The 23,263-nt window shown below is 42.7% G+C and carries 24 protein-coding genes; 14 read left to right on the forward strand and 10 right to left on the reverse strand.

From position 1 onward, the window contains the following. Positions 1 to 30: 30 nt before the first annotated feature. The 3 genes from HWQ36_RS05775 to HWQ36_RS05785 form a co-directional block, all read right to left on the reverse strand. Positions 31 to 2,667 carry a VapE domain-containing protein gene (locus HWQ36_RS05775; RefSeq protein ID WP_292699023.1) on the reverse strand — a complete coding sequence of 879 codons (2,637 nt, stop codon included), beginning with the start codon at positions 2,665 to 2,667 and terminating at the stop codon, positions 31 to 33. A gap of 131 nt (positions 2,668 to 2,798) precedes the next feature. Further along, the gene (locus HWQ36_RS05780; protein WP_292699025.1) at positions 2,799 to 3,137 is read right to left on the reverse strand and encodes a hypothetical protein; all 339 of its coding nucleotides are present in this window, start codon (positions 3,135 to 3,137) and stop codon (positions 2,799 to 2,801) included. Positions 3,138 to 3,178: 41 nt separating this feature from the next. Then, positions 3,179 to 3,403, reverse strand: a complete 225-nt coding sequence (locus HWQ36_RS05785; RefSeq protein WP_292699027.1) for a hypothetical protein — start codon at positions 3,401 to 3,403, stop codon at positions 3,179 to 3,181. Between the two features lie 97 nt (positions 3,404 to 3,500). Here HWQ36_RS05785 and HWQ36_RS05790 point away from each other — a divergent pair, with 97 nt between their 5' ends. Further along, complete coding sequence (locus tag HWQ36_RS05790; protein WP_292699028.1) at positions 3,501 to 3,854, forward strand: KGK domain-containing protein; 354 nt, start codon at positions 3,501 to 3,503, stop codon at positions 3,852 to 3,854. Between the two features lie 88 nt (positions 3,855 to 3,942). Here HWQ36_RS05790 and HWQ36_RS05795 read toward each other — a convergent pair whose 3' ends face one another. Next, complete coding sequence (locus HWQ36_RS05795; RefSeq protein WP_292699030.1) at positions 3,943 to 4,311, reverse strand: hypothetical protein; 369 nt, start codon at positions 4,309 to 4,311, stop codon at positions 3,943 to 3,945. A gap of 393 nt (positions 4,312 to 4,704) precedes the next feature. On the opposite strand from HWQ36_RS05795, the gene HWQ36_RS05800 reads away from it, so the two are divergent. From HWQ36_RS05800 to HWQ36_RS05840, 9 genes are all read left to right on the forward strand, one after another. Further along, positions 4,705 to 4,908: a hypothetical protein gene (locus HWQ36_RS05800; RefSeq protein WP_292699032.1), complete on the forward strand. Its 204-nt coding sequence runs from the start codon at positions 4,705 to 4,707 to the stop codon at positions 4,906 to 4,908. Continuing rightward, on the forward strand, positions 4,908 to 5,948 hold the full coding sequence (locus tag HWQ36_RS05805) for a ParM/StbA family protein (RefSeq protein ID WP_292699034.1): 1,041 nt from the start codon (positions 4,908 to 4,910) through the stop codon (positions 5,946 to 5,948). Before HWQ36_RS05800 ends, HWQ36_RS05805 begins: the two co-directional genes overlap by 1 nt. Then, positions 5,948 to 6,196, forward strand: a complete 249-nt coding sequence (locus tag HWQ36_RS05810; RefSeq protein ID WP_292699036.1) for a hypothetical protein — start codon at positions 5,948 to 5,950, stop codon at positions 6,194 to 6,196. The genes HWQ36_RS05805 and HWQ36_RS05810 overlap by 1 nt, the downstream gene beginning before the upstream one ends. A gap of 93 nt (positions 6,197 to 6,289) precedes the next feature. Continuing rightward, positions 6,290 to 6,481, forward strand: a complete 192-nt coding sequence (locus HWQ36_RS05815; protein WP_292699038.1) for a hypothetical protein — start codon at positions 6,290 to 6,292, stop codon at positions 6,479 to 6,481. Then, positions 6,471 to 6,935, forward strand: coding sequence for a hypothetical protein (locus HWQ36_RS05820; RefSeq protein WP_292699040.1), 465 nt, complete (start codon positions 6,471 to 6,473; stop codon positions 6,933 to 6,935). The genes HWQ36_RS05815 and HWQ36_RS05820 overlap by 11 nt, the downstream gene beginning before the upstream one ends. After that, the gene (locus HWQ36_RS05825) at positions 6,932 to 7,603 is read left to right on the forward strand and encodes a hypothetical protein (protein WP_292699041.1); all 672 of its coding nucleotides are present in this window, start codon (positions 6,932 to 6,934) and stop codon (positions 7,601 to 7,603) included. Before HWQ36_RS05820 ends, HWQ36_RS05825 begins: the two co-directional genes overlap by 4 nt. Positions 7,604 to 7,645: 42 nt before the next feature. Beyond that, complete coding sequence (locus HWQ36_RS05830; RefSeq protein ID WP_292699042.1) at positions 7,646 to 9,127, forward strand: hypothetical protein; 1,482 nt, start codon at positions 7,646 to 7,648, stop codon at positions 9,125 to 9,127. Continuing rightward, positions 9,124 to 9,354: a hypothetical protein gene (locus HWQ36_RS05835; RefSeq protein WP_292699043.1), complete on the forward strand. Its 231-nt coding sequence runs from the start codon at positions 9,124 to 9,126 to the stop codon at positions 9,352 to 9,354. The genes HWQ36_RS05830 and HWQ36_RS05835 overlap by 4 nt, the downstream gene beginning before the upstream one ends. Continuing rightward, the gene (locus HWQ36_RS05840; protein WP_292699045.1) at positions 9,345 to 10,496 is read left to right on the forward strand and encodes a tyrosine-type recombinase/integrase; all 1,152 of its coding nucleotides are present in this window, start codon (positions 9,345 to 9,347) and stop codon (positions 10,494 to 10,496) included. The genes HWQ36_RS05835 and HWQ36_RS05840 overlap by 10 nt, the downstream gene beginning before the upstream one ends. Before the next feature lie 46 nt (positions 10,497 to 10,542). On the opposite strand, the gene ylqF is transcribed toward HWQ36_RS05840, so the two are convergent. The 4 genes from ylqF to HWQ36_RS05860 all read right to left on the reverse strand — a co-directional run bounded on the left by ylqF (position 10,543) and on the right by HWQ36_RS05860 (position 14,554). Then, positions 10,543 to 11,424, reverse strand: a complete 882-nt coding sequence (ylqF, locus tag HWQ36_RS05845) for a ribosome biogenesis GTPase YlqF (protein WP_292699047.1) — start codon at positions 11,422 to 11,424, stop codon at positions 10,543 to 10,545. 124 nt (positions 11,425 to 11,548) lie between these two features. Then, positions 11,549 to 11,959: a VOC family protein gene (locus HWQ36_RS05850; RefSeq protein WP_292699049.1), complete on the reverse strand. Its 411-nt coding sequence runs from the start codon at positions 11,957 to 11,959 to the stop codon at positions 11,549 to 11,551. Between the two features lie 160 nt (positions 11,960 to 12,119). Continuing rightward, positions 12,120 to 13,784, reverse strand: coding sequence for an NAD(P)H-hydrate dehydratase (locus HWQ36_RS05855; RefSeq protein ID WP_292699345.1), 1,665 nt, complete (start codon positions 13,782 to 13,784; stop codon positions 12,120 to 12,122). A gap of 35 nt (positions 13,785 to 13,819) precedes the next feature. Beyond that, positions 13,820 to 14,554 carry a DUF429 domain-containing protein gene (locus HWQ36_RS05860; RefSeq protein WP_292699346.1) on the reverse strand — a complete coding sequence of 245 codons (735 nt, stop codon included), beginning with the start codon at positions 14,552 to 14,554 and terminating at the stop codon, positions 13,820 to 13,822. Between the two features lie 151 nt (positions 14,555 to 14,705). On the opposite strand from HWQ36_RS05860, the gene HWQ36_RS05865 reads away from it, so the two are divergent. Together HWQ36_RS05865 and HWQ36_RS05870 are read left to right on the forward strand one after the other, a co-directional pair. Then, positions 14,706 to 15,974: a glycosyltransferase family 4 protein gene (locus HWQ36_RS05865; protein WP_292699051.1), complete on the forward strand. Its 1,269-nt coding sequence runs from the start codon at positions 14,706 to 14,708 to the stop codon at positions 15,972 to 15,974. Positions 15,975 to 16,124: 150 nt separating this feature from the next. Beyond that, positions 16,125 to 16,991 carry a calcium-binding protein gene (locus tag HWQ36_RS05870; RefSeq protein WP_292699053.1) on the forward strand — a complete coding sequence of 289 codons (867 nt, stop codon included), beginning with the start codon at positions 16,125 to 16,127 and terminating at the stop codon, positions 16,989 to 16,991. Between the two features lie 120 nt (positions 16,992 to 17,111). Here HWQ36_RS05870 and HWQ36_RS05875 read toward each other — a convergent pair whose 3' ends face one another. Beyond that, on the reverse strand, positions 17,112 to 18,302 hold the full coding sequence (locus HWQ36_RS05875; protein WP_292699055.1) for a DNA cytosine methyltransferase: 1,191 nt from the start codon (positions 18,300 to 18,302) through the stop codon (positions 17,112 to 17,114). A 724-nt stretch (positions 18,303 to 19,026) separates the two neighbouring features. Here HWQ36_RS05875 and HWQ36_RS05880 point away from each other — a divergent pair. Together HWQ36_RS05880 and HWQ36_RS05885 are read left to right on the forward strand one after the other, a co-directional pair. After that, the gene (locus tag HWQ36_RS05880; RefSeq protein WP_292699057.1) at positions 19,027 to 19,791 is read left to right on the forward strand and encodes an ABC transporter ATP-binding protein; all 765 of its coding nucleotides are present in this window, start codon (positions 19,027 to 19,029) and stop codon (positions 19,789 to 19,791) included. A 1,082-nt stretch (positions 19,792 to 20,873) separates the two neighbouring features. Continuing rightward, positions 20,874 to 22,070, forward strand: coding sequence for a glycosyltransferase family 4 protein (locus tag HWQ36_RS05885; protein WP_292699059.1), 1,197 nt, complete (start codon positions 20,874 to 20,876; stop codon positions 22,068 to 22,070). A gap of 482 nt (positions 22,071 to 22,552) precedes the next feature. Here the strand turns inward: HWQ36_RS05885 and HWQ36_RS05890 are convergent, their stop codons facing one another. Beyond that, entirely contained in the window at positions 22,553 to 23,083 is a 531-nt protein-coding gene (locus HWQ36_RS05890; RefSeq protein ID WP_292699061.1) for an orange carotenoid protein N-terminal domain-containing protein, read from the reverse strand. Between the last annotated feature and the right edge of the window lie 180 nt (positions 23,084 to 23,263).

Raw genomic sequence — 23,263 nt, forward strand, 5'->3', positions numbered from 1 at the left:
TCGCGTTTTACTCTGCCTAAAAGGTTTTGATCATGGTTTACTTAGCTGATTAGCTCTCACGTACTGGAACCGCCCAGAAGCTAATTCGACTTGCCATTTCCCTTCCCAGCGTCCAACTATTTTGACAAGTTCGCCGCCGTACATGGCATCAAGGTGTATTTGCGGTTTCCACGGCTCCTGTTTTTCAAGCCACTCCTTAGCTATTTTCTTAGCTCCTTCCTCAAAATCACCTGCTTGAGTAAGTCCTACCTTAATCGTGGCTTGTCCCCCAGTGGGCCAATTCCATACCATTGAGCATTCGTAACCAGCAGGATTCTTAGCTGCATCCAAAATGGTTGATTCTGGTTTGGCAGTACAGATTATGTCCCCAAGGTGGGTAGCGATATGAAGGCTAAGGGATGTTGGGGCTATCAGCCAAAAGTCAAAATCTTTTTTGGAACTAATAGTATTGGGTTTTTGGGTTGGTTCATGTTGCACACTCTTTTTTTCAGAAAAGTTGACCAAAATAGGTGGATCACGTGGATCAAGGTGGATCAAGTCGCTCCCAGCAAGGGTTTGAGTTTGATCCACCTCTGAATTTGTAGGTGGATCAAGGTGGATCACGTGGATCACTGAATTGTCGTTATACTCCTGAATGCTCTCAGTGATCCACCTTGATCCACCTTGATCCACGTCCGATTCCGTAGGTGGATCATACTCAAACCCTTGCTCTGAGCGACTTGATCCACTTGATCCACCTTGATCCACCTTTTTTCCCAACTTTCTTGCCCAAGTTTGTAATGCATGACCCTCTACCCACTTTCTCTGTTTGTGCCAGCCGTTTATCTTCATAATGGACGCGACCCTTTTCTGGGACATCATGTCTTGGCGGCCTGTCTCTATACCCAATGCGGTAAATAAGATGTCGTGGGTTGTCACCCAATCACGTCCCCGAACGAATGACAGTACTTTCTCTTCCCACGGGTCGGAGGTTTGGTAATCCTTGTTGGCTTCAGCTTGCAGATCCTTCTCTGCCGGCGTTAGCCACCACTGATGCCCCATTTGGTAAAGATGGTTGGCCGCGGCCCAAATTAAATCTCGTTCGCGGATCAATTCTTCGATCGGAATTTCTTTAAGGACTGGGACGACAAAAAATCGGCGGCTGCCTGTGGGGTCGTTAAGTAATTCCTGCTCATTTGAGGTGGCGACTAATAGGCAAGCTCTAGGATGCTCTTTGATTTCTCTGTCGTAGGGAATCCGAAACGGATCAACGGTGTTGCTCAAAAATTTCTTGAAGGAGCTAACGTCTTTCTTCTTATATATGTGTTCGATTTCTGCTAGTTCAATTCCCCAGAAGTAATGAAGCTTCATTAACTCGTCCTTTTCGCTGCTGTCGCTGAGTTCGTCGGTAAACCAGTCTGCGCCAAACAGTTCTTTCCAAAATGTGCTTTTCCTTAGTCCCTGTTCGCCAACTAAGACACAAATATCTTCCGCTTTCTCACCTGGTCGTCTCGCTCTAGAGACTGCGGCGATGAGTGATTTTTTGATGTAAGTGTTGTGCAGAGGGTCGTTAGTGCCAAAGTATCTAAAGGCTAGGTTGTCCAAAATGGATAAATCTGGACTAGGAAATCTAGCTTCAAGCTCGTCGAGATATTCTACTACTGGGTTGTAAGCGTTTGTTTTAGCAATCGACATAACTATTGAGTGAGCATCTTCTTTTGAGATGTCCATGTCAAACTCTAGTGCGATGTAGAGTTTTAATAGGTCTAAGTCCATTCGAGAATTCTCAAACTCAATATATTTTTTGAGGGTGTTTAATCGAATCGAATCACCCCATCCCTGGCTGATAATTTTGTGGGCACGAGACATCCTAGATTTCCTCTCTTCTTCATCAAATTCGTTTTCTTGAGCCTTTCGCTTTTCATCCAATTCTTTTTTCCACTCTTCGATAGTGGAGGCTTCATCGACTAGCTTCTTAAATTCATCACCGCCTTTGGCGGCAATAAAGTCATCCATTCCCTTTAGTTCAAGTGATGGCAATGTGACAATCATAACTTTGGAGCCAGTTGCAGATAAGTCACGAGCTAGGGATATTAGCGCATATTGAACTGGTCGTTTTTCAATGATGTCGGCATCAAAAACTAAGTAAAAAGTCCGACCAAATCCCGCGAATGCTTCTAGCCAATAATGTAATCTGCCGTTCTTTCTACATGTGGCAACACCAGGAAGACTGATAGTAGGAATACCCAGAGCTAGTCCTGCACCAGCTTTTTTAGCACCTTCGGTTATTATAACTGGCTGACTTTTATCCTCTATGATTGCTTTCCAAAAGTTCTCGATACCAGTATTTAAAAATAATGGTGCTGTGTTGGCTCCTGTTGCACCTATGTATTTTTGAGGTTTACCTTTTTTATCAGATGTGGGTGTATCTGGTTTTACTTGAACGCCTTCTAATGTGTTTTCTCCAGTCAATGGGTCAATTCCAGAAACACACCATGCAGGTACTAGATGGTCAGAATGCTTACGGCGGCTTTTGGTGTTTCGATTTAAGACTCTATCGAGTTCCCTGGAGTCTTCAATTGTTCGGAAGTTCAGGTCGATTATTGCATCAGAAATAGCACTAGATTTGAACTCTTTCCAGTGGCGTTCTAGTACACCATTGACAACACTAAGGGTAGATAAAATCATTGTTCTATCCTCCAATTAATGTTAGAATGGTTAGCAGAAAGAGAAGATTCCTTAATCTTCCTTTGAAAGTAATTTTTCATACATTAAATCCTTTTTGGCTCTAGTTGATAGCTGGGGTCTTTTTTTGATTGTTAGAAAGGGTCGATAGCGATCTCAAGGCAATCATTAATCCACTGGCTGATGTCTGCCACGCTAGAAATTGAATTAGCTGATTCCCGCAGCGCTGCTAGCTCATCGGGGAATCCTCCGGTGGCATCCCAGCAAGGGCCATTAATGTAATGTCGGCAGTATTCGGCTAAAAGAGCGATTTCGTTAGTGGTGAGGTACTGGGAACTAAAGAATTTAAAAACTACACGGGGCAATTCTCCTGATGTTTCATCCTTCCAGTTCAGAGGCAAGCCCATTGGTGGGCGGTAAACATTAGGTATTCGCCTGGGATGGTAGATAGTTACTCTAATTTCGTCACTCATTGGTTATTAGTCATTGGTCATCGGTCAACAGTGATCGCACTTCACGCAGCAGTGAAGTCAACGTAATAGGCAGTCCCAACAGAGAATTGAGACGATGCCGCAGGGTTGGTAATTTGGAGTGTGATGTTACCGGCTGGTGTCGCTTGCCAGAAGGTTAAGTTTTCTTCGCTCGGTGGATTGCTGGTTACTGGGGTGAGGATAACTGTTGCTGTTTTGGTTTCGCGGTCGGGGAGATTCTGTTGACAGATGAATTTAGCTCTGATCATTGGTTTTATTCCTTGCTGGTCTGTGGGAAAGATTAGGGAAGGCGGATCAAGCTGCAAACTTTATCCGCCATGCTGTGTACCGAAAGAAAATGTCGATATGAGTAATAAATACGAGCTTGGCTACCCTGAAGACAGGGCTGGCTTGAGCGATGAAGATGTTGTTTGTGCTTCTGGCGGACTTTGTTTTGGAACCCCCGACATGGCTAAGTTAAAAACATTAACAGAACATATTCGTTCTTGGGCACATGGGACGGGCAGGTATTCTAGCGCCGAACTCAAATGGTTTACAGAAGAAGGGTTTAAGTGTGAGGTTTTGCAAGTTAAGGGCGGGGGCTGGATAAAAGGAAGATTCCGGTTTCGACTTGAGTTTGTTCCTGACGAGCCAGAAGTGACCCAACCGAAAGATCCAAATTCACCACTTGCTGATCTCCGATCGCACCTCGATGTCTAGTCACAGATGCATCGCCTGCTACCAGACAAGACAGTAGGCGACATATCTATGAATAAAGCCGTTCTGCCTGCGAATGGGTAGAACGGCTTTATTGTGTATGAACTATATCTGCTAAGGTTTCAGGAATCTGTCTTAGTCTTTCAAGTGTATCTTGTACCTTCTGGGCTTGTGTCTGGTGGTAATAACATTGTTCTTGGTGGTAAGCCAGCTGCTTTTCGTTTTCATCAATTAGCTGGCCGATGAGTTTCCCAGAAATTCCACCATCTGTCCATTCTCCTGGGGAAACGGCATCTGGTTCGTTGCTATCTTTTCGACTAGTTCCGATCTCGTAGTCCCCAGGTTTTCCGCCAAAAGCCGGAATAATTCCCATGCCTCTGGGTTCACTTTTAACGTGACTAGTTTGGTTACTCCCCTTTTGTTGGGGCGTCCTCTGCTTACCATTGGTTATTTTTTCCATGCTCGACACCCTATTATTGCATATCCATAAATACGATATTGACTAGTATATACGAATATACTATTGTAGTAAGCATAATGTATATATGTAAATACGTTATTAAAATACCCCAAACCAGGCAGAGATAGCAGCCTGCCAGCACTGAGCAAATACCAAAGACCTGCTGGGGGAAATACCCGATAAAGGACAACTGCATTCACCCGTAAGTCGTAGCGTCGCTGGGCTAGCAGTACTTAGCTCTCATCCATGCTGAATGTATTAATTAAAAACTGTCCTTACCCGTAAGTCGTAGCGATCGCGGGGTTAGCGGTTCCAAGTAAAAAGGCGATAGCCCATATCCCAAGAGCGATCGCCAAGTGCAAACTGAATTTGAATAGTAAGGAGATTTTAGCAATGACAGAAGAGATCAACAAATCCTACGTCCAGCGCTACATTGCCAAAGCCAAAGACGCAGACAACGAACACCTAAAGAACGATTGTCTTTACCGTGCTGGAACGCAAATGGAAGTAATCGAGGTCAACAGCGACGGACAACTCAGCCTAGAACAACAGCAAAGGGTATTAGATGCAGCGTCTAAACTGCTAGGGGGACAGTAGTGAACACTAACGCATACTTACAACCGCAAAACGGATTCCACAGGAGCGAAGACGCTGGCTTTCTGTGTCCGCAAGCAGGACAGACAAAAGCGCGAATTGTCTTTGACGGTGGCAATCGCTTCATAAAATGGCTAGATCAGGACAACAAACTGCGGTGTATCCCCAGTTGTGTCAAAGAGCTTTCAGAATCCCAGTGGAAGCGATTGAAATACGATTATCAGTCAGTCTTCCTTGAGGTCGATGGCAAGCGTTTTGTAATTGGCAGACTAGCCCAAGAACTAGGTGGTGAACCAACTTTTCAAAAAGATAAGTGTGAATTAGCAGAAATATTGGTACTAGTTGCCATCAAACCTAGTTCAGGCTTTAACCATCTTCGAGTTGAGAAGTTGTGCATAGCTTTACCCAACTCACTTAACTCTGATGACGTGAACGCGGTGCGACGGATCGCTAACCATCCATTAACTCGTGAATTTGTCCGCAATGGACATGAAATCAGCTACACAGTGGCAGATGTAGAACCCATCGATGAGACTTACCCCGCCTTCCTTTACGCCCAAAAACAAGGCTTCTACCAATTTCCCGAAGCCAAAAACGCAGTTTGGGACATCGGTGGTGGCACTTCGATCGCAAGGCTTTACACCCCCAACGGCACGCTGATCCACGAGGCTGAAGTGATTTTACCGGGAACAAAGCAGTTAGCCCAGCAGATAGCCGCCGAACTCAAGGAAGCCTACAACCTTGACTATTCACCAGGTCTGCCCGAAATCATGGACGCAATCGAGCGCCGGGATTACCTCTACGGCATTGACTCGCTGGACTTTTGGGAAATTTACGATCGCAGTGCCTCCCACTGGGTAGAAGCTGCCCGTTCAGAAATTCGTTCCAAGTGGGCCAGTCATACGCCCCAACTCGGACACGTTTTAGTAGTCGGTGGCAGCGCCGAACTGGCCCGTCCAATTTGTGAAGCCACCGGCGATCGCTTTTTCATCCCAGACCAACCGCAATTCTTCAACATCATAGCGATGGCACACATGGACTAATGACACAAACCCGTATCGTGCTTGAGACAAAGCACAAACCCAAAGCTGACCAGATTATGGAAGAGACAGGAATTAGCACCTTATCTCAGCTGTTCTCAATATTGTTGGTTTGTTACGGCGACCACCTAGTTAGCTCTATGAAGTCGCCAACTGTGCAGCTACCGACCGCACAGGCTAGCTCTGACTTACCGAAACTTCAGTCTAAACCAGCACAAACCAAACAATTTGCACCGCTAAGTGGGATTTAGGAAGCGATAGCCATTCCGCACAGGTACACAATCGCCTCAATTCCACAGGGATGCACCTACACCGCAATGTAGATTACAAAAGGATCTTACCAAATGACTAACGCCAACACAAACCCCACGGCTAAGTATTATGTCTGTGAGGGCAGCGCCAACGCGGGAGTAACTAAAGTAACTCCCACGAACGATCCAGAAAAGGCACTCTCTATCGCCCAAGCCAGCACCGAAAAAGTTCACTTTGTCAGCACCGTTAACCCATTAGCTGGTGAGGTTGACGATGAAACTTGACCCCATAACACTGCTGCTAACAGCAGGCACGAGTATAAGTTTACTCTTCGGCGGTGGCAATGTGACTAGCACTTTCAATTCTCTTGGAAATGCCAGAGAAATGATGCAAACAGCCACAGCCAAGAATAACGAGCTACGGGCAACCCAGCAAGCTGCAAAGAATCAAGCCGCGATCGCAGATGAACGCTACAGGAGTGGGTGTCTAATTCTGCTGTACAAAGGACAATTAGTTGCGATCGCTCAAGGTAAACCAGCCTACGACCCGACGACAAAACAACCACTTCCCAAAGGAACTGTAGTTTGCGATGGGTACGGAACCACCGCAATTTTAGAACCGCGAGATTTTGACGGTGATGGCAAGTTTCAGCCCGTCGTAGCATCGGAGGCTTTTACAGGGAACAACCAGCTAATCAAGCAATCCCTTGAAAACAACAGGAGGGCGGCGTACCAATGACCACGTTTTTTAGACGCAAGAAAATCAAATTCAATCCTTCCAAAACTGCTCTAAAAATCGCTTGGTGGGGTGCAATTGGGCTGGGTTTATGGATTTGTTACCTGAACATTGGGCCTTATGCCTATGTAGTCAAAGTCCTTTCCAGTCGGGTAATTGATACCACACTCATTCAAGGTTTCTACGCGATTCCTCTATTGGGCAAATTATTTCAGGCTATCGGTTTGGTCAGCCATTGGGGAATAGGTTTGCTGATTTGGGCAGTAATTCAAGTGTGCCAAATTCTTCCCATACTCCTGAAACACAACAGGAGATACATGAAAAATGTACTGGACGAAATTACCAGTGGGGGAGTTTACCAAGTCGGGGAGAGAGACGATCCGGTAGTCAAGCAACTCAAGCGGCTGTATAACTTGCTGCCACTGCAATCAATGCGGAAAGCGAGAATCTACGCCAAGGTTTCCTATGGTGTTGATGCCGTGTTCTGTGCCATTGCTTATCCCCCAATTCCTGGGGGCGATATCGGACAATTATTTTTTGTTCTGCTAACAGGGCAGTGGCATTTAATTGACTGGGGTGCTGTTGCACTGATGGTAACTACCATGTTTGCAATTGAAATTTTGGTGAATATAGCGCTTTGGTGGGCAGAAACCACCAAATACCTGAAGTAGAGGCGGGGAGGGTATCGCCCTCCCATTATTTTTGGATGTTTTATGACTAATTTCAAACCGGAAAAATCTCGCAGTCCTGAAGACTGGCAAGAATTAGCTGTTGAGCGGGTTGATTCAAAAGATAGCAACCTTGGTGTCGGAGGTGCAATCATTGCCGGCTTGGTTCTGGGTGCGATCACGTCTCCACTGACTGGGGTGCTGGTAGGAGCGCTGATCCTATACCACTCTTTCCGCAAAACTCATTCAGTCAATTCGGCTGAGGAGGCAATCAGAGATTATGGCTGTGTCGCTGCATTTCTTGAAGGTAACGACCTTAAGGATTATGTTCAACAAGTTGGCTTACCAGAGTGTGTAAGCCAAATTAGCTGGGCCATCGACCGGGGGCATAACCCAAGTGCTGATGCCCAATCTCTGATGCCGAAGCAATCCCCGGCTGCCATCCCTGCGACCCAAAGAGTTTCCGCACTTGTGGGAAGTGCAACCAGTGCAGTAACCCGATTGCGCGGGGTAATTACCTCCCCTGCTCCCCTGCTCCCAAAGCCCAAGGATTTAATTGGTGCAATGAGCGATCGCATTCGCAACCACCTAATAATTGGGGCTCAAGGAAGCGGCAAGGGACTAACTATTAGCAACGCCCTGGACGCAATTAAAACTAAACATCCAGACACTACCATTTTTTACATCGACCCCAAAGGGGATGAAAAAGAAACTGGTTATTTTACTGGTAGAGTAGACATTCTCAAACGCACCAAGGCACTAGAGCAGAGACCATCTGCGGTGGTTGAATGGTTTAAGGCAGCCATTAAAGAATTTCAAAGTACGGCTGGGCAGAAGCTACTAATTTTGGACGAAGCAACATATTTATCTAGTTTGATGAAAAGTGCTGGTGAAGGTAGCTGGTTTAAATCAGTGATTATTAGCTTGGTTAGCGTTGGCGATTCCCAAGGTTGGAACATTTGGATTGTGGCCTTAAATCCAAATACTGATGATATTGGCGTTAGCGGTGGAGTGCGATCGCAATTCATGCCACTAACTCTAATTACTGCTGAAAGCTTAACTACCTACACCGCCTTAATTGCAACTAAATGGTTGCCAGTAGATCGGAAATTACCATCAGAAGATATTCACGATTTATGTAAAGAATCTCCTGTTAACAGATGCTACTACTACGGACAATTTAATGACTGGTTTCCACTGCCAACCCTGTCTAATTACTCTGGTTACGACCGCGACAATAGAGCGAGGCTAGAAGGATGCTTAGACATAATTGAATCTGAACCATCTGAACCAATTTCTGAACCACTGAACCAACCATCTGACAGGGGATACAGCGATTCTGGCAACGGTTCAGAACCACGGTTCACGCCGATGAACCTAACACGTTCACAGGTTTTAGCGATGATTAACCTGAACCCTGAACTGAACCAAACCGAGATTATAGAGCGGCTTTGGCAGTGCAAGAAGGGCGGTTCAGCCGCTTGGAAGGAAGCTTACGCCCAGTTCAAACAAATTTTAGAGACATGACTAATAAAGCGTGCCCAAGATGCGATTGCACACGACTGCAATATCAAGAAAATTATGGTTACGGGGAGTGTTTAGACTGCGGTCACACCTGGGGTTTTGATGAAGACGATCCAGATTATGACGACATCGAACTGTGTTCCAAGTGCCACGGCAAGGGGTTACTTGCCTTTGGCGATGTGAATTACTCCTGCACCCTGTGCGATGGGAGAGGATCGGTATGGCAGTAACCGTAGACCCTAAAACGCAAAAATTAAATATTCGTTTTAGAGTTAATGGCTATAAAAAGCAGTTCTTTTTGGCTAGTAAGCTTAACGATTTAGTCAAAAATAGAATTATTGTAGAATCTCGTTGGGAAGAAATTCAGCGAGATATCGCATTAGGGCGTTTTGATTCCACACTAAAATCATATAAATTTGGAAATTATCAAAATGCTGTAGTAGTTCCGACAGAGAAACTATCTCTAGATAAGTTGTGGGACAAGTTTTTAACTTTTCAAACTCAACATCTAGAGCGCTCAACCCTAGAAAGTGATTACAAGCAAATAACTAAAATTGTTGTGGAGTTATCAGGTCAATCGCTTGAAGATGCTCCAACAATTCGAGACTGGCTGCTAGCTAAGTACAGCTACCATACAGCACACAAAACGCTTGCGGCTTTTTCTAGGTGCTGTAAATGGGGTATTGATTCGTGTCTGGTTGATTTCAACCCTTTTGAAAAGATCCAGTTGCCAAAGCCCAAAAATCCCAGCATTGAGAATGAGGTGAAAGCCTACACGCTGGAGCAACGGGATTTAATCATCACAGCTTTTGAGTCTCACCTAAAATTTTCACACTACAGCAGCCTAATTAAATTTTTATTCTGGACTGGATGCCGCCCCGGAGAAGCCTTTTCCCTATTGTGGGGCGATGTAAGCCGCGAATGCACACGCATCTCTATCACAAAGGCTTATGCATCTCGTGTTTGCGTTCTCAAAGGCACAAAGAATAACAGACGGCGGGTGTTCCCCTGCGGAGAAAGATCAAAACTGCAATCCCTGCTTCTAGAGATTCAACCCGATTCCCCTGACCCAAAAGGACTGATTTTTAAAAGTAGGTCAGGGCAGAGACTGAATCTAAATATTTTGGATAAATGCTGGAGGGCCCACGACACGAAAGGTTATCGCTATAACGGCGTAGTTTCAGAATTGGCTGATCAAGGCATAGTCCCTTATTTAAAGGCTTATAGCACTCGGCACACCTTCGCTACCTGGGCGATCGCATCTGGGGCATCGCCGGAAAAGGTAGCCTACTGGATCGGCGATAACGTCCAAACAGTTTTGAGGTACTACTGTCACCCAGATGTCACCAAAGCCGAGTGCCCAGATTTTTAAACGCTACTCACCTGCTACTCAAAAATGGCCTAAAAATGCTTGTAATCTAGTTGGGTGGCAATTCTAAACTCATTTCACCTAACAACCCCTTACGAAAATCTGTTAAAAGTTGCCTTGCAGCACGCTCTACATCACCTTTGTAACGATGCTCTGCCAAGGCATGTAAATAAGTATCTCCGGTGTCTGATGTCGAATCAAGTTGGTAACGCGACTGTAATGGTTTCTTCGGTAACAAATCTGTAGTTACAGCTTCCAAGTAGTTGAATAAATCCACTAGGGCTGCTGCTACTAACTGATTATCGTAAGATGCTTCACCGATATCATCACAAATGGCTAATTTCAATGCTGCGTCTTGGTCTTCTAACCTTAGAGGGATGACACCAGGAGCATCTAGCAATTCCAAATGTTCGGAAATTCGCACCCAGCGCAATTGGCGAGTTACCCCAGGACGGGCTGCACTTTCCACTACTCGCCGTCCTAAAAGGCGGTTAATCAAAGCTGATTTACCAACATTGGGAAAACCAATGACCACAGCCCGGACTGGACGAGGCAACATTCCGCGATCGCTTCTTCTTTGATTGAGTTCTACTCCGGCCGCCTGCGCTGCCCGCGCCACTTCTGCTATACCTTTACCATGTTGAGCGTTGGTAAAATAAGGGAATTCCCCTTGACGTTTAAACCAATCTATCCATAGCGATCGCATTTGCGGCGTAATCATATCGACTCGGTTAAGTATCAATACCCGTGTCTTACCCTCTACCCACTCACCTATTTGGGGATGATGAGTCGCTAAGGGAATTCGGGCATCTCGTACCTCAAATACCACATCTACACGCTTAAGCTGTTCTTTGAGCTTCCTTTCAGCTTTAGCAATGTGACCTGGATACCATTGAATTACGTTTAATCTATAGTTTTGAGTTATAGCCATTTTTTTTATTTGTCATTTGTCCTTTGTCAGTTGTCCTTTGTCAGTTATCAGTTGTCCTTTGTCAGTTGTCCTTTGCCGTTTGTCCAAAACCAATGACAAATGACCAATGACCAATGACAAATGACTAATGACTCCCCGTAACAGCTTGATGTAAAATCAGACGATTGCCATCAGGGTCATAGGCATAAATTTCTCTGCCGTGGGAAGCAATAGAAATGGCTCCTGGTGGGGGATAGCCTAAAGCTATGAGGTGAGCGATCGCATCTTCTAAGTTACTCACTTCTAAACACAAACTTATCTTACTTTTGGCGTATACACAAAGTGGCTTGTCGTTAGACATTGCTTCAAATTCCGATTCGCTTGTGTTCTTGGGTTTAAAAATACCTAATCGCATCCCAACCAAATGAAACTCAGCATAGACATTGGGAATCAAAATAACTGGTTTTTGCTCCAGAAATTTAGTATAAAAATTCACTAATTTCTCAAAATTAACCGACCCTATGGTGACAAATGCGTTAGTGTACTGAAAACCCATATTTGCCTATCGCCCTTTAAACTTTTAAAAAGGAGTCAGAAGTCAGAATCCAGAAGTCAGAATCAATTAGTGGAGGATTTAGACCCGCCACTTTATTGTTCCCCACCAAATTGAAAATTTGGTGGGGAACTTAAACCCCTCTATTCATCCACTTTTTCGTTCAAAATTCATTCTGTTCGCGGATGTCGGAGGCATTATTCTGGCGACTGACTCCTGAATTCTGTTTTGTTAAAACTTTGAGCAAATATTGTGTCAATGTAAACGCATCTACACCCAATTCAGTCCGCTCTTGGGCGGCTATTATACCGGCTTGTGAATGCCACCAAGCGGCAGTTGCCACAATATCTTCTACAGGAATCTGTTTAGTTGCTGCTTGTGCCAACAATCCACCTAGTAGCCCAGTTAATACGTCACCGCTACCTCCACGTGCCAGGGCGGGTGTGCTTTCAGTAATTATCCAAATGTCACCTTGAGGGTTTGCGATCGCAGTTCTCGCCCCTTTCAATAACACTACAGTCCCACTTTGTCGGGCTGCCTCCTGTACTGCTTTCACTTTGTCATGTTTAGCATCAGCGATATCAGGAAACAATCGCTGGAATTCGCCAGTGTGGGGTGTGAGTACAGTTACGGCAAGACGTTTTTTTAATGTGGCGATCGCTCCCATTTGTGCCAAAATATTTAAACCATCGGCATCAAGAATCAGAGGGCGATCGCTTTCTATGACTTCTTGCACAATGGGAGTAGCATCTCGTGTTAAACCGGGGCCACAAGCGATCGCATTAAAGGAAGTCAGATCGGTTTTTTCTGGTAATTGCAATTGAGCTATGGCTCCACTTTCCGTCTCTGGACAACCGACGATTAGCGCTTCTGGTAAGTGCGATACCAAAAGAGATTTCAGCGATTCGGGTACAGCAATAGAAAGCATCCCCACACCACTAGCCCTAGCACCCAAACCAGTTAAAATTGCTCCACCTGCATAGCGGCGCGAACCGCAAATCAGGAGTAAATGTCCTTCCTTATATTTGTGGGTAACTGGTGGGCGAGGTAAAGGTAAAGTAGCCAGTGCCGTTGCTGGTGTAATACATTTAATGCTGGGTGCATCTTTAAGAACAGCTTCTACATCAGTTAAAGGAATATCAAAATCGATTAACTCAGCTTTGCCAAGATATTCTAGCGCCCGATCTTGGAAGAAAGCTAGTTTCCATAAACCCAAGCAAAAAGTGTGAGTGGCGCGAATAGCAGTTCCTAATACAATGCCAGTGTCTGTGTGTAAACCTGAAGGTAAATCGATACTATAAATCGGCACAGACAATTGATTTAGCTGATTAATTGCAGAGACGATGGGATCAGTCAGGTTTCTTTCTAAACCAAACCCAAACAAGCCATCAATCAACAAATCAGAATCTGGTAGTTGCTCAATTGTTTGATAAATTGGAATACCCAAACTTTGGGCAAACTGCAAGTGCTGCGAAGTTAATTCTTTAAACTTAGAGAAAGGAGAATAAATCCAAACCTCATACCCGCGAAAGTGTAATTCACGGGCTACTACTAGTGCATCCCCACCATTATGACCAGGCCCGACAAGAATTCCAACACGAGATCCCACCGCCTGGGGCAACCCCTTTTTTAAGAGGGTGTTTGAAGCAACATAACCATTTTTAAGTGTGATTGGGGGGATCTCTTGAATCCGACGGGCAATTAATCCCGCCACTTTTTCCATTAAAGCTACTACAGGCATTCCTGCTGCAAAGATCCGATCTTCAATGTCGTGCATCTGCCCAGCAGTCACTATTACTTGTGAAATTTTTTCTTGCCTTTGCATCAGCCCTAAGTCCTGTTAGCGATCTTACAATTTTAGGCTCAAATTCTTTGGGGGATGATAATGTAGCCTGTGGTGCGATCGCCTAATACTAAGTTACGTTCTTCTCCCCAATACCACCAGTATGCAGCAACATAGGCGCAAACTAAGCTATCTAGTTGATCTTCAGTTGCTTTGAGGGCTGCGCCTGTGGTGGGAATTTCAAGAGGAAACGAACCGCCAAGACGCCAAGGACGCAGAGGAGGAGAAAGAGAGGGGAGGATATGGAGAAGATAATTTTGGAGTTTGATTAGTTCTAGGCGACGCTCACTGAGTCGTCCTTTTTTGTATTTGAGGATGCGTTCTAAGTTGAATAGGTTAACGATTGCTGGGTGGGGGAAGACTTCTATTTGATATCTGCTAAGTTTTTGCGGTTCAATGGTGGGTGCGTGGGCAAAACCACGTGATTCTAATTCTAAGCCAAAGTTGATGGTGCGATCGGCGAAGGGTAGGTTTTGATTCGCTGGGTAGCAACCCGCATGATATTTGCCAAAGTACTTGTGGCTGAGTTTGTCGGGGAGGCGACTCCCGGTAGCATTGGGTATGAGGGTAGGTGCATCTACGGCGATGATGGCTGGTTCGTCTGGTTGGACACTGCGATCGATCCAGGTGAGGATGTCTGCAATGGCTTCTTTGTGGTCTAAATCGAGTAATTGCAGTTGTTCGTCTATCCATTCTAAAGAGCATAATCCACTTGGTTGCGATCGCCAGCCTAAATCAATGCCAATAAATTTCATTGTCATAACATGAATTTGCGATTATTTTCGCATTTTCAGGCTACCATTTACCTAAATTTACTTGCTAAAAATCGGGATAAATAATCTTATAATCTTAAAAAGATTGTCTTAATTTATTTTATCTCACAATAAATTAATCAAGATTATTCCAATGAAAATCTTATTTTTACATCCCAATTTCCCCTCGCAATTTCGCAACCTGGCGACAGTTTTAGGTCAAAATCCTAATTGCAAAGTCGTCTTTGGAACAAACCGTCGTGAAGGGGAAATACCTGGCGTTTATAAAGCTATTTACACTCCTTCTCGGGAAGCTGCTCCCCAAACCCACCATTACGTTCGCAGCCTGGAAAATGCTGTTCTCACCGCGCAGGCTGTCTATCGTGTGGCAGAAAAATTAAAAGCTGAGGGTTTCTTTCCAGATATAGTTTATGGCCATTCTGGTTGGGGTCCGACTTTATTTATGAAAGATGTTTTTCCCAAAGCAGAATTATTGTGTTATTTCGAGTGGTTTTATCACGCTCACGGTTCCGATGCAGATTTTGATCCCAATGAACCACTCAATGCAGATGATGAATGCCGTATCCGCGTGAAAAATACGCCGATTTTGACTGATTTATATAGCTGCGATCGCGGTCTTTCTCCCACTAATTGGCAGCGTCACCAGTTTCCTAAAGAATATCATAGCAAAATCACTGTACTTCATGATGGTATTGATACTAATTATTTTGTTCCCAAGCCAGACGCAAAGTTAGTTTTACCAAGAATAAATCTTGACCTTTCCCATGTCGAAGAGTTAGTAACTTATGTGGGACGGGGGATGGAACCTTATAGAGGATTTCCACAGTTTATGGAGACGGTAGCGCTAATTCAGCAGCGAAGACCTAATTGCCACGTAGTAGTTGTAGGAGAAGATAGAGTGGCTTATGGGAAGAATCTCCCCGATGGTCAGACTTATAAACAATTAATGCTAGAAAAATTAAAATCATCCTTGGATTTATCGAGGCTGCACTTTACAGATAGACTACCTTACAATGAGTATCTTCAAGTTTTGCAAGCTTCTTCTGCTCATATTTATTTAACCCGTCCTTTTGTTTTATCTTGGTCAATGTTAGAAGTAATGGCAGCAGGATGTTTACTAATAGCTTCTAAGACTCCACCAGTATTGGAAGTTGTACAGGATGGGGTAAATGGACTGCTGGTAGATTTCTTTTCTCCCCAAGATATTGCTAATCGGGTTGAAGAAGCGCTGAATAATCCTCAAGAGATGAAAAAAATTCGTGCGAATGCGCGAGAGACAATTTTGAAGCGTTATGATTTAGCCAAACTGTTACCACAGCATTTGCAATGGATGTTTGCTGGTAAAAATTCTGATAGTTTAAAAAAGCCCTCAGTTTCTAAAGGATTTGGAAAAAGTCATTAGTCATTGGTCATTGGTTATTAGTCTCTTGAATAAAGACTTTTTCCCTCAAGCAAAGGTGGAAATAAAAGCCTGAAAATAATGAATTGTGTAAGAAGTGTATTAATCATTAGTTCTTGGCAAATGACAAATGACAAATAAACGATATTTAAAATGCGAATTATTTTTACTATTGCCCATTTTTTCAAACCTAGCAGTGAAGCTCGTCATGCTTCCCAACACAAAGACCCACAACCCCGCTTGCAGGCGTTAACTAAAAGCCTTACTGCTTTACACGAATTATTTGGCAAATCTCAAAGTATCATCAATATTGCTCAACGAATAGCTTTACCTGCTAATCAACCCCAGTCGCACGAACTAGATATTGTTATTTGCACAACCCAAGATAATCATCTTCTGAATCAGCTTCCCTTACCATCTCATTTATATAAGCATCATTCTACTAATGTAGAACCTCTGCTTTTGGGGTTTGAATGCCAAGCTGTTCTGCAAAGTTGTCTCGGTCAGTATGATTACTACTGCTTCCTTGAAGATGACCTAATTATCCATGACCCTTGGTTTTTTATAAAATTAAATTGGTTTACCCAACAAGCGGGTGACTTAAACTTGCTCCAGCCAAATCGTTATGAAGTTTCCCCCCACGGTTTGGTTCACAAAGCTTACATTGATGGAGATTTAGCTTTACGAGTAACTGCTCCCTTTCAAAATGTGCAGGAGCAACAGGAACTCAAGGGTACAATCATGAATACACTAATTACCTTTCGTCGTGCCCTCAATCCCCACTCAGGCTGCTACTTTTTGAATGCAAATCAGATTGCTCACTGGGCTAATCAACCTTATTTTATTGACCGCGATATTAGTTTTGTTAGCCCTCTAGAAAGTGCCGCTACTTTGGGAATTATGAAAACATTTCGGATTTATAAAACCTCACCTGAGCAAGCAAGTTTTTTGGAGATTCAGCACTCTGGAACAGGATTTCTGGGGCTAATTGGAGGACAGGTAGGTTTAGCAAAAAGGTAAATCTAATTTTAGGATTTGGTGGCAAAGATTACTGCGATCGCTATCTTTAAAAACAAAGAACAGATACACTAGAGACAATTCAGTCTCAGTTTAGAAAAGACTCAACTCAACTACAAGTCTTTAAACTTTTATCAGATCAAAAGTCTGCTCAAGATGACTAGCATTAACTTTATTTCTATTAAGAGCAATATCATTTAGATAAGGAATAAGCGCGTAACCAATACATTCTGCTAAACGTGGTGGTACAGCATTTCCAATTTGCCACATAGCTTTTTTCATAGAACCTTCAAAAATAAATGAATCTGGAAATGTCTGTAATCTTGCCATTTCACGAGCGGAAATAACCCGATTAAGATAAGGATGAATATGAGTACCGCCGTGATTCTCTTTAACAGTCATACTTGGTTTATTAGGATATTGTCGTTTGAAAGCATCAACGTATTTTGTATATAAAGAACCACCTGGAGGTACTTTAGCAATTCGCTCCATATACTCAGGTGAATGCTTAGTCCACTGATGGTTTATCTCTGATATTGGGGTATATGCTGGTAAATCGGAAATAGCTGATTCAATAGGTTTGTATTCTTCAGGTAACAACTTAGCTTTGGGATAGGGATTTGCCATTCCAAATCTGTTGGCTATAAAGATAGCTCTTGGTCGAATTTGTGGTACTCCATAGGCAGCAGATTCAAGAATTGCAACAGATATATTAGGATAACCAATAGATTCAAAAGCTTCAATAATTGCTTTTTTTACATCTCCGTTTTGTATAGTCAGAATGCCTGGAACATTTTCCATAACAACATACCAAGGACGTATTTCTGAGACAACACGCACAAATTCATAAAATAAACGATTACGAGGATCTTTATGGTCACGTTTTCCTGCTACGGAGAAACCCTGACATGGCGGCCCGCCTATAACAAGATTTACTTCAGGTAAGCCGATTTGTTGTAGCCAATTACGGGGATCAAACTGTTCTATATCTCCACAAAAATGATGACATTGTGGAAAATTATTTTTATGGGTAGCAGAAGCAATTGGGTTGATTTCAACGCTAGCTAAGGGTTTAAATCCAGCTTGAACTAGTCCTTGTGTTATGCCTCCTGCTCCACAAAAGAGATCCATGAAAGTGTAATTAGATGCTGTATTTGGCACAGAATCAACATCAATGAATATTTTGTATGGATCGGAGTCATTTTGATCTAGTTCTCGTTTGATACGTTCATAACGTCCTAACTTGGGTTTTTTTTGCTTTGTATTAGAGTGATTCTCCTCGTTAGGAAAAAAAGAAAGTTGGGTTCCTTGCATTTTTTGTTTGATATTGATGTCGGCTTTAGTGTGACATATAGCCTACGATATATCAAACATGGGGAGCATCCACTTTTGGAAGAAACACCGGGCGATTGGAATAGAGCCTCCGGCACGCTGACGCGCTAAGCGAAGCTATGCCAAAGGCTTTACGCGGCTACACAAACGAAGTCCGCCTTCGCGGACTCTCTGAAACCCGCTTTCGCGGGTTTAGTTTGTATAGCCCCAGACTTCTAGTCTGAGGGCGATCCGCCAAAACGGGATGCTCCCCAATCCTCAAACATGGTGCAGTTTTTTCTAGAAACCCACAAAAGCAATGTCTACGACGGGCTACGCCTACGCTTACAACTTATCTCTTCAACTAACAGGTGACAAGCGATAACTTGCTTCGTGAGTCTCCTCTACTTGGTGTTGCTATATAGTCTCCAATTGTGCCTCTAGTACAGTACGGCGGAAATAAACAGACCATTTGAAATGTCTAAAACCCTTACGCAACGGTAATTACGAATTACGAATTACGCGAAGCGATACTAGTTGCACTTTCATTTCATAACGGATGAAGAAGTCTGCACCAAAGCCTAATGCTACAAGGTAATCATCCAATGAATGCGTTTTTTGGAAGGCGATCGCTAATTCCTTCCCGACAATTTGCCTTGTGAGGGTAGTTATTATAGTTACAACTGGGAAAAAAGTAACTTACCAGCCTAAGATTACCTATATCTTTATGACAAACACTATTTCAATTACCGATTCCCTGGTTCCTAATCCTGTACCGAAACCAGCAATCATCCGACTAGAAAACATTTTCAAGATTTATGGTAGTGGCGAAACAGAAGTACGAGCACTGAATGATGTCAACTTAATTGTGGAACAGGGCGAATATTGTGCAATCATGGGCCCTTCAGGTTCTGGTAAATCCACAGCCATGAATATTATCGGTTGTTTAGACCGTCCTACAACTGGACATTATTACTTAGATAATCTTGATGTAGCCCAAATGGACGATCGCTCATTAGCGCACATCCGTAATAAAAAGCTGGGATTTGTGTTTCAACAATTCCACCTATTGCCCCAACTAACAGCATTAGAAAATGTGATGCTGCCAATGCTGTATGCTGGTGTGAATTCAAAAGAAAGAACCGATCGCGCCACAGTAGCATTAACGCGAGTTGGTTTAGCCAATCGCCTCAACAACAAACCAACTCAACTATCTGGTGGACAACAACAAAGAGTAGCGATCGCCAGAGCTATTGTCAATCACCCTGTAGTCCTCCTAGCCGATGAACCCACAGGCGCACTTGATTCGCGCACAACCCAAGAAGTCTTAGATATCTTTGGCGAACTCAATGCCAGTGGAATCACCGTTGTCATGGTGACACATGAGCCAGAAGTTGCCCGTCAAACCCAGCGCATCGTTTGGTTCCGTGATGGTCAAGTAGTACACTCTAACCTCACCCCAGCCGACTTGAGTCAGTTAGCTGTCTCATAGGTTCTTGGAGTCCGCGTAGGCGGACTTTGTTTGTAAAAAGCATGAGTAAGCTCCCACTGTAAGCGATCGCCTTGTAAATGTTTGTATAAATTGGGATTGAAAGCTTTTCATAGCGAAGTCATGATTTGGAGTAGGGAGATATTTCGACAATTTGTTGGACTTGGAATTTGTCGAAATTAGGGAAAAGAGGCAAATTATCCAGTACTAATAAAAATTTGACAAGTTCATCAAAAGATTATTCATTGCAATCGCAGCTTACATTCTGTAAATTTTAAATTGTAAGACGAATTTTTGTTATTTAGTTTCAAAATAGTTGAATTATCCTTCATATAAAATAAATTATAAAATTCAAATAAATTAAGGGATTTTGGAAAAAATAATAGATTTCAGAAAATTTAATACTAAGCTTTTGCCAGACTCAATAATTCATATTTACTTTCCATCATGTCTGCTTTTGTATTATGTAGCATAATCGACGACTAGTTTATTTACAAAAGAATCAAATTTTCTGAAACTGACTAAAAGTTTACTGATAGTATTAGACGATTAATGTTGCATTTACTTATGTCTTTTGTTAGTATTACACTTTATCTATCATTCGCAAGTTGTTTGTTAAATCAATGGTTATTTTTCTTGCTTAATGATAGAGATATGAGTCGAAAACAGCGCCTTTTGTCTAAAATAATTTTAGCCTTAATCACTATTTTTTGGCCCATAATAGTACCATTTGCTTATCTAGAATTACTAAAGTTTCATCGCAAATATAATGAAGAGATTGATTTATTAAGAGATTAAATAAGTATGTAGTACAGTTGAAGTATAGCTTTTCCTAATCAAATGAGGTACTTCATAGCCCCCTATCGAAGAGCGGGGAGGGGGTTGGAGGTGGGGTTTTTGTACCTCACTCAACTGGAAACCGCTATAATGAAATTTAAAAACCAACATTTTTATAAGCAAATCACTGGGTTAGGAAATTTTTTGACGAGTCGTTGCATACCCATAATCATCATTTGGCTCTCCACAATGTAGTTTTTTTGATTTAGCAAATTTTTATCAATTCATAATTACCAAGTCTCATCAAAATGAAAACTAAGTTAAAAATATCGCTGCTTGTATGGAATTTGTCTACTAATGATGGTTTCATTCGAGCATCTTTGTTAAAAACAGCATTAGAAAAATTGGGTAATGAAGCAGAAATATTAGGATTTTTATTTAACAAAAATCTATATGCTGCTATTCCATCCGATACTAAAGTTTTTGCTATAGAAGGTGCAAATTACCCGAAATTTTTTCAAGCAGCCAACAAAGTTTTAAAACATATTGATGGAGATATAATTTATGCAATTAAACCACAGATAGCGAGTTTTGGAGTAGCGCTGTTAAAGAGCTTATATAGCAGAAAACCAGTGATTTTAGACATAGATGATTGGGAACTTAGCTGGCATGGTGGTGACAACTGGCGTTATTGTCCAACACTGAAGCAATTAGCTAGGGATTTATTGAAATCAGACGGCGCACTCAGGAGACCATATCATCCTTTGTACGTTAAATGGATGGAAGGTTTGGTAAATCATGCCGATGCTGTGACGGTGCATACTAAATTTTTGCAGCAGCGTTTTGGTGGTATGTTGGTTCCTAATGGCAAGGATACCTCCTTATTTGATCCGGCTCGATATAATCCTGATTCCAGTAGAAGTCGCTATGGTTTATCTAAATACCGAATTTTAATGTTTCCTGGCGCACCTAGACCTTATAAAGGTTTAGAAGATGTTCTCATAGCGCTAGATAAAATTAATCAGCCAGATTTAAGACTAGTAATTGTAGGTGGCAGTCCTTATGATGATTACGATCAACAACTTCAACAGCGTTGGGGACGCTGGATTATCAAACTACCAAAGTATCCATCTGATGCCATGCCCGATCTTGTTTCTGCTGCTCACATTGTTGTCGTTCCCCAGCGAGATACTTTAGAAACTCGTGCTCAATTTCCTTTGAAGTTGACTGATGGAATGGCAATGGCTAAACCTGTATTATCAACACGTGTTGGAGATATTCCCGAAATTTTAGGTGATACTGGTTATTTAGTTGAGCCTTCTTGTCCTGAACAAATTGTTAAACAAATTCGATTAATATTCGAGAATTTAGAGTCAGCAAACCAGCGAGGTATTAAAGCCAGACAAAGATGTGTAGAACAATACAGCATAGAGGTTATGGCTTCTAGACTCGCGCCGCTAATTACTAGTCTCCAAACTCCAGGAAGGAGCAAGGTTCCAAAGTGAGGTGTGAAAAATTATGGATAATTATGGATATAAGATATTCTTTTTTGCCATGTTTCCCATCTCCAGCTTTTAAAAAAGTTCAATGCCTATGTCTTGTGCTGAGAAAACCTTGCAGCGTTCATCGCTTTGATTTTGGGTAACGGTGAAAACGGGAGCAATGCTCTAACAGTGAGATGGGTAAGCAGGAGAGGCTCTTGAGGCAGGGGAAGAGAAAGAAATAAGTGTATAAGTAGGTCGGCATAAATGATTATCGTTGGGATAACGCAGGGGGCAGGGAGCAGGGAGAAAGAGAGTTTGAGCCTTGTTTACTTTTCTTTACACAGTTTGGTTTTATCGTGCCGACTTACTTAAGTAATCTATTTCAGTAGTAAAAAGTACTCTTATTTGTCTCTTTACTCCCCCTGCTCCCCCTGCCTCAAGAGCAAGGATCTCACTTTTTCGCGTTGCTCCCGTGTAGCTGCGACTTCTAGTCGCCAGGCTAATTACAAACTCGACGTTTTACCAGTTTCTGCTTGTGTTGCGATCGGCTTAACATCGGTGTAACCCACTTCACCAGCTATTGTCCGAAACACCGAAATTTGCTCGTCAAAATCTAGTCCTTCAATCTGGGAAACCAGATCGTTAATTGCCTTACTTGGCTGGTAGCTAGCTGGTAAGTCAACCACCTGATTCCCCATAGCTACCGCCCAAGCATACCAAACTAACAGTTGATTGTTTTCTTTTATCGCCCCATAAGCACGAGAATATTCTGTATCTTTGCGGTTCACAATATCCCGCATAATATCTAGTTGTTGCTCATCTGATAATTCAAAATAGTCTCCTAAGAGAAGTGGTGATAATTCTGGTTCAGCAGCATCAGGTACAGCTGGCGTGATAGAATCACCCATTTTTTTATAAACCAAATAGAACCATGCTAATTTGGCATCGGTATCTAAATTGTTAAACGTATCCACCAATTTTTGAGTTTCATTGCTCTGGGCTTGAGAAATAGTTTTATCGTAACTTGCAGTCATAATTTTATTTCCAAAGAAACTTTACACGCTAAACTAAGGCCTACCAAAGTTTGAGTATCAGCTTCTACTATCGAGAGAAAGAGTTATATTAATTGCAATTTACAGCTTTAATCTATCTTTTAATAGAGGTTAAGTCTCTCCCAAGGGAGCATACAAATAGCTAATTACCTTTGTTATGCT

It is taken from the genome of Nostoc sp. NMS2 (genome assembly GCF_017115105.1).
In the GTDB taxonomy this organism is placed as follows: Bacteria; Cyanobacteriota; Cyanobacteriia; order Cyanobacteriales; family Nostocaceae; genus Nostoc.